This is a genomic window from Enterobacter sp. 118C5 (genome assembly GCF_034107645.1).
GTDB lineage: Bacteria > Pseudomonadota > Gammaproteobacteria > Enterobacterales > Enterobacteriaceae > Enterobacter > Enterobacter nematophilus.
In genome coordinates this window covers 290,798-301,737 of sequence record NZ_JAWNEU010000004.1, presented here as the reverse complement: position 1 = coordinate 301,737, position 10,940 = coordinate 290,798, and the positions used below count along the sequence as shown (strand labels likewise).

Annotated in this window: 14 protein-coding genes and 1 rRNA gene; 8 read left to right on the top strand and 7 right to left on the bottom strand. The window is 54.4% G+C overall.

Features of this window, described 5'->3' with window-relative positions:
• Nucleotides 1–71: ribosomal RNA gene (locus tag UTO39_RS11130) — 16S ribosomal RNA — on the bottom strand; the annotation flags it as partial.
• A gap of 370 nt (nucleotides 72–441) precedes the next feature.
• Nucleotides 442–1,008 (bottom strand): D-glycero-beta-D-manno-heptose 1,7-bisphosphate 7-phosphatase, encoded by a 567-nt coding sequence (gene gmhB, locus UTO39_RS11125; protein ID WP_266179221.1) that lies wholly within the window; start codon nucleotides 1,006–1,008, stop codon nucleotides 442–444.
• A 188-nt stretch (nucleotides 1,009–1,196) separates the two neighbouring features.
• Here gmhB and metN point away from each other — a divergent pair, with 188 nt between their 5' ends.
• The 6 genes from metN (at nucleotide 1,197) to proS (ending at nucleotide 6,776) form a co-directional block, all read left to right on the top strand.
• Nucleotides 1,197–2,228, top strand: coding sequence for a methionine ABC transporter ATP-binding protein MetN (gene metN, locus UTO39_RS11120; protein WP_023334590.1), 1,032 nt, complete (start codon nucleotides 1,197–1,199; stop codon nucleotides 2,226–2,228).
• A complete protein-coding gene (locus UTO39_RS11115) occupies nucleotides 2,221–2,874 on the top strand; it encodes a methionine ABC transporter permease MetI (protein WP_003856130.1) in 654 nt (217 codons plus the stop codon). Before metN ends, UTO39_RS11115 begins: the two co-directional genes overlap by 8 nt.
• 40 nt (nucleotides 2,875–2,914) lie before the next feature.
• Nucleotides 2,915–3,730, top strand: a complete 816-nt coding sequence (gene metQ / locus UTO39_RS11110; RefSeq protein ID WP_014168729.1) for a methionine ABC transporter substrate-binding lipoprotein MetQ — start codon at nucleotides 2,915–2,917, stop codon at nucleotides 3,728–3,730.
• Between the two features lie 106 nt (nucleotides 3,731–3,836).
• On the top strand, nucleotides 3,837–4,241 hold the full coding sequence (rcsF, locus tag UTO39_RS11105) for an Rcs stress response system protein RcsF (protein WP_008501883.1): 405 nt from the start codon (nucleotides 3,837–3,839) through the stop codon (nucleotides 4,239–4,241).
• Nucleotides 4,238–4,945 (top strand): tRNA (N6-threonylcarbamoyladenosine(37)-N6)-methyltransferase TrmO, encoded by a 708-nt coding sequence (gene tsaA, locus UTO39_RS11100; protein ID WP_320727172.1) that lies wholly within the window; start codon nucleotides 4,238–4,240, stop codon nucleotides 4,943–4,945. The genes rcsF and tsaA overlap by 4 nt, the downstream gene beginning before the upstream one ends.
• Before the next feature lie 112 nt (nucleotides 4,946–5,057).
• Nucleotides 5,058–6,776 (top strand): proline--tRNA ligase, encoded by a 1,719-nt coding sequence (proS, locus tag UTO39_RS11095; RefSeq protein ID WP_320727171.1) that lies wholly within the window; start codon nucleotides 5,058–5,060, stop codon nucleotides 6,774–6,776.
• A 48-nt stretch (nucleotides 6,777–6,824) separates the two neighbouring features.
• On the opposite strand, the gene nlpE is transcribed toward proS, so the two are convergent.
• Genes nlpE through UTO39_RS11080 form a run of 3 tightly spaced genes read right to left on the bottom strand, consistent with a single transcriptional unit; the run spans nucleotide 6,825 to nucleotide 8,522 of the window.
• Nucleotides 6,825–7,523: an envelope stress response activation lipoprotein NlpE gene (gene nlpE / locus UTO39_RS11090; RefSeq protein WP_320727170.1), complete on the bottom strand. Its 699-nt coding sequence runs from the start codon at nucleotides 7,521–7,523 to the stop codon at nucleotides 6,825–6,827.
• A gap of 34 nt (nucleotides 7,524–7,557) precedes the next feature.
• A complete protein-coding gene (gene arfB / locus UTO39_RS11085) occupies nucleotides 7,558–7,980 on the bottom strand; it encodes an alternative ribosome rescue aminoacyl-tRNA hydrolase ArfB (RefSeq protein WP_151413531.1) in 423 nt (140 codons plus the stop codon).
• Complete coding sequence (locus UTO39_RS11080; RefSeq protein ID WP_047367365.1) at nucleotides 7,977–8,522, bottom strand: YaeQ family protein; 546 nt, start codon at nucleotides 8,520–8,522, stop codon at nucleotides 7,977–7,979. Before UTO39_RS11080 ends, arfB begins: the two co-directional genes overlap by 4 nt.
• 196 nt (nucleotides 8,523–8,718) lie before the next feature.
• Here UTO39_RS11080 and UTO39_RS11075 point away from each other — a divergent pair, with 196 nt between their 5' ends.
• Together UTO39_RS11075 and rof are read left to right on the top strand one after the other, a co-directional pair.
• Nucleotides 8,719–8,919 (top strand): YaeP family protein, encoded by a 201-nt coding sequence (locus UTO39_RS11075; protein ID WP_008501889.1) that lies wholly within the window; start codon nucleotides 8,719–8,721, stop codon nucleotides 8,917–8,919.
• The gene (gene rof, locus UTO39_RS11070) at nucleotides 8,906–9,166 is read left to right on the top strand and encodes a Rho-binding antiterminator (RefSeq protein WP_028015593.1); all 261 of its coding nucleotides are present in this window, start codon (nucleotides 8,906–8,908) and stop codon (nucleotides 9,164–9,166) included. The genes UTO39_RS11075 and rof overlap by 14 nt, the downstream gene beginning before the upstream one ends.
• A gap of 28 nt (nucleotides 9,167–9,194) precedes the next feature.
• Here the strand turns inward: rof and tilS are convergent, their stop codons facing one another.
• Both tilS and UTO39_RS11060 read right to left on the bottom strand, forming a co-directional pair.
• A complete protein-coding gene (gene tilS, locus UTO39_RS11065; protein WP_320727169.1) occupies nucleotides 9,195–10,484 on the bottom strand; it encodes a tRNA lysidine(34) synthetase TilS in 1,290 nt (429 codons plus the stop codon).
• Between the two features lie 58 nt (nucleotides 10,485–10,542).
• Nucleotides 10,543–10,932, bottom strand: a complete 390-nt coding sequence (locus tag UTO39_RS11060; protein ID WP_028015591.1) for a VOC family protein — start codon at nucleotides 10,930–10,932, stop codon at nucleotides 10,543–10,545.
• Between the last annotated feature and the right edge of the window lie 8 nt (nucleotides 10,933–10,940).

The window sequence follows — 10,940 nt, the reverse complement described above, 5'->3', positions numbered from 1 at the left end:
TACCGTTCGACTTGCATGTGTTAGGCCTGCCGCCAGCGTTCAATCTGAGCCATGATCAAACTCTTCAATTTAAGTTTGATGCTCGTGAATTAAACTTCGTAATGAATTACGCATGTTCACTCAGAGACTTGGTATTCATTTATTGTCCGAAGACATTAAGAATCCATGTCACTTTGAGTGCCCACACAGATTGTCTGATAAATTGTTAAAGAGCAGTTGCAACGCGGCTTTCAGCTCACCGTTGCGAGGTGGCGTATATTACGCTTTCCTCTTTCAGAGTCAACCCGTTATTTCAGGATTTTTTCTCTTCAACCGACCGGGTTAACTGTGAAGTGATTCACATCCGCCGTGTCGATGGAGGCGCATTATAGGGAGCTGCCGAGGAATGACAAGCGGAAATATGCATTTTTATTTCGACCGCTCACCTTTTCGCCAAAAAGGCTATTTCTGATGCTTTTTTATCTCTTTTGGCAGCTCTGCCAGGCTATTTATCACCCAATCCGCTGCACTTTCGGCTTCTGGCGTTACGGGCTTACCGGTACGCACTAATATTTTGGTACCCACTCCCGCCGCTGCGGCCGCCTGCATATCTTCCAGCTTATCGCCCACCATATAGGAAGCAGCCATATCAATGTGCAAGAAATCCTGTGCCGAGTTAAACATGCCCGGATGCGGTTTACGGCAGTCACAGGTCTGACGATACTCTTCCACGGTTCCCTGCGGGTGGTGCGGGCAATAATAGATGCCATCAAGATCGACCCCGCGATCGGCCAGCGACCAGTCCATCCATTCCGTCAGCGTCTCAAACTGCGCTTCGGTGAACTTACCACGCGCAATACCAGACTGATTGGTGACCACCACCAGCGCATAGCCCATCTCTTTTAGCTGGCGCATTGCCTCTATAACGCCGTCGATAAATTCGAACTCATCGATCTCATGCACATAACCGTGATCCACATTAATAGTGCCATCACGGTCGAGAAAAATTGCGGGTACTGATTTTGCCACCGGTTTGCTCCTGAAAAAGGCCTGTTGAGCTAGTATCTCATGAATCGCAGCGCAATAAAGTGCTCATCATACAGAGTTGGATTGATTTAGACGTCTGGATGCCTTAACATCCGTTTTGTTTACGGTCATCACCCGTATCTGGCAGAAGAAAATGCCACGGCTAACTTACATACGATAAAAATAATCTAATGATTAAACTTTCCAATATCACCAAAGTGTTCCAGCAGGGGAACCGAACCATTCAGGCGCTGAACAACGTCAGCCTGCATGTTCCTGCCGGTCAAATTTATGGCGTCATTGGCGCATCGGGTGCAGGTAAAAGCACGCTGATCCGTTGTGTTAACCTGCTTGAGCGCCCAACCCAGGGCAGCGTAGAAGTTGGCGGTCAGGAACTTACCGCTCTTTCAGAAAAAGAACTGACTAAAGCGCGTCGCCAGATTGGCATGATCTTCCAGCACTTTAACCTGCTGGCTTCCCGCACAGTGTTCGGCAACGTCGCGTTACCGCTGGAGCTGGATAACACGCCAAAAGAAGAAGTGAAGCGTCGCGTGACCGAACTGCTGGACCTCGTGGGTCTGGGTGATAAGCATGATAGCTACCCGGCAAACCTGTCCGGTGGGCAGAAGCAGCGTGTCGCTATTGCCCGCGCGCTGGCCAGCAACCCAAAAGTACTGCTGTGCGACGAAGCCACCAGCGCACTGGATCCGGCCACCACGCGTTCTATTCTGGAGCTGCTGAAGGACATTAACCGTCGCCTGGGCCTGACGATCCTCCTTATTACGCACGAGATGGACGTGGTGAAACGCATCTGCGACTGCGTGGCGGTCATTAGTAACGGCGAGCTGATCGAGCAGGACACGGTAAGCGAAGTATTTTCCCATCCGAAAACGCCGCTGGCACAGCAGTTTATTCAGTCCACGCTGCATCTGGATATTCCAGAAGATTATCTGGAGCGTTTGAAAACTGAGCCAACGGCTGACAGCGTTCCGATGCTGCGTATGGAATTCACCGGTCAGTCCGTTGATGCCCCTCTGCTTTCCGAAACCGCGCGTCGCTTTAACGTGAACAACAACATTATTAGCGCGCAGATGGATTACGCCGGTGGCGTGAAGTTCGGCATCATGCTGACGGAAATGCACGGCACCCAAGAAGAAACCCAGGCCGCAATCGCCTGGCTGCAAGAACATCATGTAAAAGTAGAGGTACTGGGTTATGTCTGAGCCGATGATGTGGCTACTGGTTCGCGGCGTTTGGGAAACGCTGGCAATGACCTTCGTATCGGGTTTCTTTGGTTTTGTGATTGGCCTGCCGGTAGGCGTACTGCTGTACGTGACGCGTCCGGGTCAAATCATTGAGAACGCGAAGCTCTACCGTACGCTCTCCGCGCTGGTGAATATCTTCCGTTCCATACCGTTCATTATTCTGCTGGTGTGGATGATTCCGTTTACCCGCGTGATCGTCGGCACGTCGATTGGTCTGCAGGCGGCTATCGTTCCGCTGACCGTAGGCGCTGCGCCGTTTATCGCCCGTATGGTGGAAAACGCCCTGCTGGAGATCCCAACCGGTTTGATTGAAGCTTCTCGTGCCATGGGTGCAACACCTATGCAGATCGTCCGCAAGGTTCTGCTGCCTGAAGCACTGCCGGGCCTGGTGAACGCGGCAACGATTACGCTTATTACTCTGGTAGGGTATTCCGCGATGGGCGGTGCCGTGGGTGCCGGCGGTTTAGGACAGATTGGTTATCAGTACGGCTATATTGGATATAACGCTACCGTGATGAATACCGTTCTGGTATTGCTGGTTGTTCTGGTTTACTTAATCCAGTTCTCTGGCGATCGCATCGTCCGGGCTGTTACTCACAAATAACGTTACACACAACACAAACTCGACGAGTTAAGGATAAAACATGGCGTTTAAATTAAAGACCTTCGCAGCAGTAGGCGCGCTGATTGGCTCTCTGGCACTGGTGGGTTGCGGTCAGGACGAAAAAGATCCAAACCATATTAAAGTGGGCGTTATCGTAGGTGCAGAACAGCAGGTTGCTGAAGTTGCTCAGAAAGTGGCGAAAGAAAAATACGGTCTGGACGTTGAACTGGTGACCTTCAACGATTACGTTCTGCCGAACGAAGCGTTGAGCAAAGGCGATATCGACGCCAACGCCTTCCAGCATAAGCCATACCTGGATCAGCAGATCAAAGATCGCGGCTATAAGCTGGTGGGTGTAGGTAACACCTTCGTTTACCCGATTGCCGGCTACTCCAAGAAAATTAAATCACTGGACGAACTGCAGCCGGGCTCTCAGGTAGCCGTGCCTAACGATCCAACCAACCTCGGTCGTTCCCTGCTGCTGCTGCAGAAAGTGGGCCTGATCAAACTGAAAGACGGCGTTGGCCTGCTGCCAACCGTTCTGGATGTCACCGAGAACCCGAAAAATCTGAAAATTGTTGAACTGGAAGCACCGCAGCTGCCGCGCTCTCTGGACGATGCGCAGATTGCCCTGGCCGTTATCAACACCACTTACGCCAGCCAGATTGGCCTGACGCCAGCGAAAGACGGTATCTTCGTTGAAGATAAAGACTCCCCGTACGTTAACCTGATCGTGACTCGCGAAGATAACAAAGACGCGGAAAACGTGAAGAAGTTCGTTCAGGCCTATCAGTCAGACGAAGTTTACCAGGAAGCCAACAAAGTGTTTAACGGCGGCGCTGTTAAAGGCTGGTAATCTCACCTCAGTGTAATATCATCAGGACGGGCTTATGCCCGTCTTGTCATTTGTGCAGTCACCTGATTCAATATCTGACGTTTTGATTATCCATTGAGGAATTATTATGCGTGCTTTACCGATCTGTCTTTTAGCACTCATGCTGAGCGGCTGTTCTATGCTAAGCAGATCTCCTGTTGAACCCGTTCAAAGCACGGCAACCCCGCCAAAAACAGAGCCTGCAAAACCGAAAGTGGTCCGCCCTGCGCCGGTTCGCATTATCACCAAGGCTGACGAACTGGTCGGCAAACCGTTCCGTGAACTGGGTGAAGTGAGCGGCGAATCCTGTCAGGCAACCAATCAGGACTCTCCACCGAATATCCCGACAGCGCGCAAACGCATGCAGATTAACGCCGCAAAAATGAAAGCTAACGCGGTGCTGCTGCACAGCTGCGAAGTCACCAGCGGCACGCCGGGCTGCTACCGTCAGGCGGTTTGCATCGGTTCTGCGCTGAACATTACGGCGAAATGAGTGCGTTTCAGTTTGAGCAAATAGGGGTTATTCACTCTCCGTACAAAGAGAAGTTCGCCGTGCCCCGCCAGCCCGGTCTGGTCACCAGCAGCAGCGGCGAGCTTCATCTTCAGGCGCCTTATAACCAGGCTGATGCGGTACGCGGGCTCGAGTCTTTCAGTCACTTATGGGTGGTATTTGTCTTTCACCAGACAATGGAAGGCGGCTGGCATCCCACCGTGCGTCCTCCGCGCCTGGGCGGAAATGCGAGAATGGGCGTGTTTGCAACTCGCTCGACCTTCCGTCCAAATCCGATCGGGATGTCGCTGGTTGAACTGAAAGGCATACGCTGCCAGAAGGATCAGGTCATCCTTGAGCTGGGCAGCCTGGACCTGGTGGACGGCACGCCGGTTATCGATATCAAACCCTATTTGCCTTTCGCCGAAGCCCTCCCGGATGCGCGCGCAAGCTACGCTCAGGATGCACCGCAGGCGGATATGCCAGTCTCGTTTACGCCTGAGATCGCCCTGCAGCTGAGTCAGCTAGAGAAACGCTATCCTCGCTTACGGGATTTCATTACTGAAGTTCTGGCACAGGATCCCCGCCCGGCCTACCGTAAAGAAGAGGAAGCAGGAAAAACGTACGCCGTCTGGCTGCTGGATTTTAACGTGCGCTGGCGCGTTACTGGGGCAGGTTTCGAAGTGTTTGCCCTTGAACCCAGGTAATTTTGTTCTCCTCTCTTTTGGCATCTTTGCCACACTGGTAAACTAAACCACTTTTTTTGTGTCAGGCTGGCGTTTCAGCCTGTTCCAATCGTCGAAATGGAACCGTAACAACATGCGTACTAGCCAATATCTGCTCTCCACTTTGAAGGAGACACCTGCCGACGCCGAAGTGATCAGCCATCAGCTGATGCTGCGCGCCGGGATGATCCGCAAGCTGGCCTCCGGGTTATACACCTGGCTGCCGACCGGCGTGCGCGTCCTGAAAAAAGTCGAAAACATCGTGCGTGAAGAGATGAACAACGCCGGTGCTATCGAGGTGTCTATGCCCGTGGTTCAGCCCGCTGACCTGTGGCAGGAGAGCGGCCGTTGGGAGCAATATGGCCCAGAACTGCTGCGCTTCGTCGATCGCGGCGAGCGTCCGTTCGTTCTCGGTCCAACGCATGAAGAAGTCATTACCGATCTGATTCGTAATGAGCTGAGCTCTTACAAACAGCTGCCGCTGAACTTCTTCCAGATCCAGACCAAGTTCCGTGACGAAGTGCGCCCACGCTTCGGCGTGATGCGCTCTCGCGAATTCCTGATGAAAGATGCCTACTCTTTCCATACCTCACAGGAGTCGCTGCAAGAGACCTACGACAAAATGTACCAGGCTTACAGCAAAATCTTCTCCCGCATGGGTCTGGATTTCCGCGCGGTGCAGGCTGATACCGGCTCCATCGGCGGTAGCGCATCCCATGAGTTCCAGGTTCTGGCGCAGAGCGGTGAAGACGATGTGATCTTCTCTGACTCTTCAGACTACGCGGCGAACATCGAATTTGCAGAAGCGCTGGCACCAAAAGAACCTCGCGGTGCGGCAACGCAAGAGATGACGCTGGTTGATACGCCAAACGCGAAAACCATCGCCGAGCTGGTTGAGCAGTTCAGTCTGCCGATTGAAAAAACCGTTAAAACGCTGCTGGTGAAGTCTACCGAAGGCAGCGCTTACCCGCTGGTTGCCCTGCTGGTGCGTGGCGATCATGAACTGAACGAAGTGAAAGCCGAAAAGCTGCCGCAGGTAGCCAGCCCGCTGACGTTCGCAACGGAAGCGGAAATCCGCGCCGTCGTGAATGCCGGTCCAGGCTCTCTCGGTCCGGTGAATATGCCGGTTCCTGTCGTGATTGACCGCACGGTTGCTGCAATGAGCGACTTCTCCGCGGGTGCTAACATCGACGGTAAGCATTACTTCGGCATCAACTGGGATCGCGACGTGGCGACGCCGGAAGTGGCAGACATCCGTAACGTGGTTGCAGGCGACCCAAGCCCGGACGGCCAGGGTACGCTGATGATCAAGCGCGGCATCGAAGTGGGCCACATCTTCCAGCTGGGTGATAAGTACTCTCGCGCGCTGAACGCCGCCGTTCAGGGTGAAGATGGCCGTAATCAGATCCTGACCATGGGCTGCTACGGTATCGGGGTGACGCGCGTGGTGGCTGCGGCCATCGAGCAGAACTACGACGAGCGCGGCATCGTCTGGCCGGACAATATCGCGCCGTTCCAGGTGGCTATTCTGCCAATGAACATGCACAAGTCTTACCGCGTGCAGGAGCTGGCCGAGAAGCTGTACGCCGAGCTGCGCGCTCAGGGCATCGAAGTGCTGATGGATGATCGTAAAGAGCGTCCGGGCGTGATGTTTGCCGATATGGAACTGATCGGTATTCCGCACACCGTCGTCATCGGTGACCGTAACCTCGACAGCGATGAGATTGAATACAAATACCGTCGCAGCGGCGAAAAACAGATGATCAAGACCGGCGATATTCTTGATTACCTGGTGAAAGCCATCAAAGGCTAAACAAAAAAACCCCGCTCTGGCGGGGTTTTTTAATGGCTCAACGTCAGCTTATTTGCTGTTACAGTCTTTGCCCGCAATAAACTTCGCGTCTTTATCTGCCACCAGCGTTTTCACCATCTCCCCGCTATCCGGGTTTGGCTCCAGCGTAAAGTGGCCGTCAACCGTCAGCAATATTGGCTTGCTGTCGTTGCCGCGCGCCACGGCGTAATCACGTTCAAGCTGCGCATTGTTTGCCACGCTAACTTTCTTACCGGTAGCGCAGTCGGTAAAGATCGCCGCGTCCGCCATATAGAAATACATCCCCCGCATCGCCATCGGCGTGGCAGGCAGCGCCGCTTTCACCGGCGTCAGCGTGTAGTTGAACTGGGATTCAATCGGATTGCCTTCCCGGTCGAGCATTTCCATGTTCTCGCCTTTAGGGCGGAACCAGGTTTTGTCACCGGAGGTATCCGTCAGGACCAGCTTCTCAGCCGTACGCGCCCATGTCCCGTAAGTCGCAAATGAAGAAGGTTCTTTCGCGCCCTGATAGCGCTGGTTCATCACCCAGGTACCGTCTTTTTGCAGGAACAGTGACGTTTCAATGCCTTCGCAGTCCGCGCAGGGCAATACGCCGCGCCAGCTCTGCTGCATTGGCTTTAACTCTTCATTCTGCGCTGGCTGCAAAACCTGCGTTTCAGAACGGTTGTTACACCCGAAAAGCGCAAACAGCGTACTCACTGCCAGCGCTGAAAATAATGCTTTTTTCACAATGAATTCCTTATGAAAATTGTGTTCCCTTTCGTCACTCCATCGGGCGACGAACTTTACCGCGTAATGCTTTCACTGTGGATTTTTGGGCTTTCGAGGACAGCCGACGCTCTTTCGATGCGCGAGTTGGCCGCGTTGCCCGGCGGCTTTTTTGTACTGCCGTTAACTCTTTGATGACCGCCACCAGCCTGGCTATCGCCGCTTCCCGGTTGAGCTCCTGGCTGCGGTACTCCTGGGCTTTGATCACAATCACGCCATCGCTGGTGATCAGGTGATGGCTGGCGGCAAGCAGACTTTCTTTATAATACTCTGGCAGGCTTGAGGCCCGAATGTCAAAACGCAAATGGATAGCCGTCGAAGCCTTATTGACGTGCTGCCCGCCCGCGCCCTGAGCACGGATGGCGGCGATCTCCAGCTCGTTATCAGGGATACTGACGTTTCGGGACAGGACGATCATGACGCAGGCTGCCAGGCCGTCAGATGAATTTCCAGATTATTCTGAGAATCAGAAAGCCAGATGGCTCCGTCCTGAATCGTTGCCTGCAGCGCCATCGTCCGGCTGGCAAACTCGCTCAGCTGCGCCAGCTGTTCATCATCCAGATACCAGACGGCGAGATTTTTAAACTGCGCGCATTTATTCTTATTTTGCTGCCACCAAATCTCCGCCGCGCGCTGGTTATAGGCGAACAACGCCACTTCCGCAGACTGAGTACACGCCTTTTTAATCCTGCGCTCGTCCGGCAGACCGAGTTCAATCCATAAATCGATCCCCAGATGGTCGTTGCGCAGCCAGGCTTCAGGCTCGTCTTCCGCGCTTAACCCACGGGTAAACTGCAGACGTTCGTCAGCATACTTAATCCACGCCAGCAGGCGCAGCATCATACGCTCCTGTGTTTCGGAGGGGTGGCGTGCCAGCGTAAGCGACGCGTCCAGAAACTGGTTGCGATCAAGATCGGCCACGTTGACCACTGCTTTATAAATTGTCGCTTTCAGCGCCATGAGAGAACTCCATTCGAATCAGCCGCACATTGTAGCGAAAACGGAGGCAAAAGGCTGTTACGGAGTAATAAATACACCGCTATCAAGGCGCTGATATTGCTTAAATGAGTATGGTATAGTCACCTTGCTAAACCGAGTTTATCTTCGTAGGCTTAATGATATCTCACAGTAAGTCAGTGCGCTGGCGGGAGGGGATGTGAATAATTATTGTGAGTTAATTCGCAAACGGTATGCGGAAATCGCCAGCGGAGATCTGGGGTATGTCCCGGACGCGTTGGGCTGTGTATTGAAGGTGCTTAATGAAGTGGCCTCTGATGAGAGCCTTTCAGAGTCGGTCAGGGAAAAAGCAGCGTATGCTGCGGCGAATTTACTGGTGAGCGATTATGTCGATGAATGATACTTATCAACCCATCAATTGTGATGACTATGACAACCTCGAACTCGCCTGCCAGCATCATTTAATACTGACGCTGGAGCTAAAAGATGGCGAAGTGTTGAAGGCGAAGGCCAGCGATCTGCTTTCACGCAAGAATGTGGAATACCTGGTCGTGGAAGATGCCGGTGCGACGCGCGAGCTGCGTCTGGACAAAATAGCCAGCTTCAGCCACCCGCAAATCGGCACCGTCGTGGTGAGCGAATCCTGATGACACTAACGGGCAGCCGGGCTGCCCGTTACGCTTTCCGCCACTCGAAGCAGACCCCCTCTTCTGTCCACCCCTCTTCCGTGATGAACACCCCTGCAGCAGCAATCAGCGTTTCACCGTAGAACAGCAGCGGCGTGGTGTCGCGCAGCCACGGCGGCACGTTGCACTCCTGCCATATCTTTTTCAGCTTCCTTCCCCCGTTGCGTCCGACGATATGCAGCAAGCCGCCAGCCTTAAAGCGCACGCTGACAGGTTCACCGGGCTTTGGCAGACGCACATGACCCGTCGGCATCAGAGAGACGCTCCCCGCATCCTGGGGCAATATCAGAGGTGCCTCTGGTGAGGGCCAGTGGAGCACCACATCGGTCAGCGAGGGAGAGGATTTTACCCACCAGAGATTACCTTTATAGCGTCTGACCTCATATCCACTCAGGTGTACGCAGGGGGAAGCATCTTCCCGCGCCTGCGCGACTTCGTCCCAGATACGGCTCAGCATTGCCCGCGACGGCATCGGAGCATGATGAGTGGCAAGCCAGCGGCGTAACAGCGCGGCCCGGCGCGCCGGGCTTACCGCCTCCAGAGGCGCAATTGCCAGCGCCCCGTCTTCTGAAATCAGGTCAGACAGCTCCTCACTGAGTAACTCATCCAGCAAAGTTTCCTGTTCGGCGCACAGCATGGCGCTTCTTGCTGTCGCGTCGGCAAAATGCGGCCAGCGCTCGCTCAATAGCGGGAGGACGCGCAGACGCAGGAAGTTACGATCGTAGCTGTCGTCCCGGTTGCTCTCATCTTCGATCCAGCTCAGCTGATGTTCCCGCGCCCAGGCTTCCAGCAACGCGCGGGTCTCGCCAAGCAGCGGCCGCATTAATTGCGTTCCGGCAAAATCAGAACGCGCCGGCATGGCGGAAAGCCCTGCGGGTCCGCTGCCCCGCTTGAGCGCCAGCAAAAAGGTTTCGCACTGATCGTCCAGATGCTGCGCCGTGACCAGCGCCTCGCCGGGCAGCAATACGCCGGCAAAAGCGGCATAGCGGGCTTTACGCGCCTGCGCTTCAATACCCAGCCCTTCCTCCGCAAGGGTGACGCGCTCAACGACGAGCGGGATAGCCCACGCCTCACACAGGGCTTCACAGTGCGCCACCCACTCCTCTGCATGAGGGCTTAGCCCGTGATGGATGTGTATAGCCCGAAGCTGGACGCCAGGATCCCGGTCGCGCCAGAGCTTAAGGCGATGCAGCAACACGGTGGAATCCAGGCCACCGCTAAACCCCACCAGCAGCTGGCGGTACGGTGAAATGGCTTGTGCGATAGCGGGTAAGGTCATAGGAAATTACACATAAAAAATGCCCGAACTGAGCGGGCATTATCACACAGGTCAAACATTACTGCTGGTAAAGCTCCAGCGGCAGGCCGTCCGGGTCGTTAAAAAAGGTAAAACGCTTGTCGGTAAACGGATCGACGCGAATAGCCTCGCACGTCACGCCGTGCGCTTCCAGATGTTTTACTGCGCTATCAAGGTCATCAACGCTGAAAGCCAGATGACGCAGGCCGCAGGCTTCCGGGCGGGACGGACGCGAAGGCGGGAAAGGAAAAGAGAACAGCTCAATCACATACTGCCCGTTTAGCGCGAGATCGCCCTTCCAGGAGTCGCGCTCCTCGCGGTAGGCCTCGCTCATGAGCGTAAAGCCAAGAATGTCGCAGTAGAAGGCCTTACTTTTCGCATAATCGGTGGCAATGATCGCAATATGGTGAACCGCTTTTAAACCCAGCATAGCTTCTC

What these genes read in the sequence shown, in the direction of transcription:
- tsaA (WP_320727172.1), top strand. Translation starts at nt 4,238, where the DNA reads ATGAGTGCGTTTCAGTTTGAGCAAATAGGGGTTATTCACTCTCCGTAC.
- proS (WP_320727171.1), top strand. Translation starts at nt 5,058, where the DNA reads ATGCGTACTAGCCAATATCTGCTCTCCACTTTGAAGGAGACACCTGCC.
- rof (WP_028015593.1), top strand. Translation starts at nt 8,906, where the DNA reads ATGTCGATGAATGATACTTATCAACCCATCAATTGTGATGACTATGAC.
- UTO39_RS11080 (WP_047367365.1), bottom strand. Translation starts at nt 8,522, where the DNA reads ATGGCGCTGAAAGCGACAATTTATAAAGCAGTGGTCAACGTGGCCGAT.
- rcsF (WP_008501883.1), top strand. Translation starts at nt 3,837, where the DNA reads ATGCGTGCTTTACCGATCTGTCTTTTAGCACTCATGCTGAGCGGCTGT.
- metN (WP_023334590.1), top strand. Translation starts at nt 1,197, where the DNA reads ATGATTAAACTTTCCAATATCACCAAAGTGTTCCAGCAGGGGAACCGA.
- UTO39_RS11115 (WP_003856130.1), top strand. Translation starts at nt 2,221, where the DNA reads ATGTCTGAGCCGATGATGTGGCTACTGGTTCGCGGCGTTTGGGAAACG.
- tilS (WP_320727169.1), bottom strand. Translation starts at nt 10,484, where the DNA reads ATGACCTTACCCGCTATCGCACAAGCCATTTCACCGTACCGCCAGCTG.
- metQ (WP_014168729.1), top strand. Translation starts at nt 2,915, where the DNA reads ATGGCGTTTAAATTAAAGACCTTCGCAGCAGTAGGCGCGCTGATTGGC.
- arfB (WP_151413531.1), bottom strand. Translation starts at nt 7,980, where the DNA reads ATGATCGTCCTGTCCCGAAACGTCAGTATCCCTGATAACGAGCTGGAG.
- UTO39_RS11060 (WP_028015591.1), bottom strand. Translation starts at nt 10,932, where the DNA reads ATGCTGGGTTTAAAAGCGGTTCACCATATTGCGATCATTGCCACCGAT.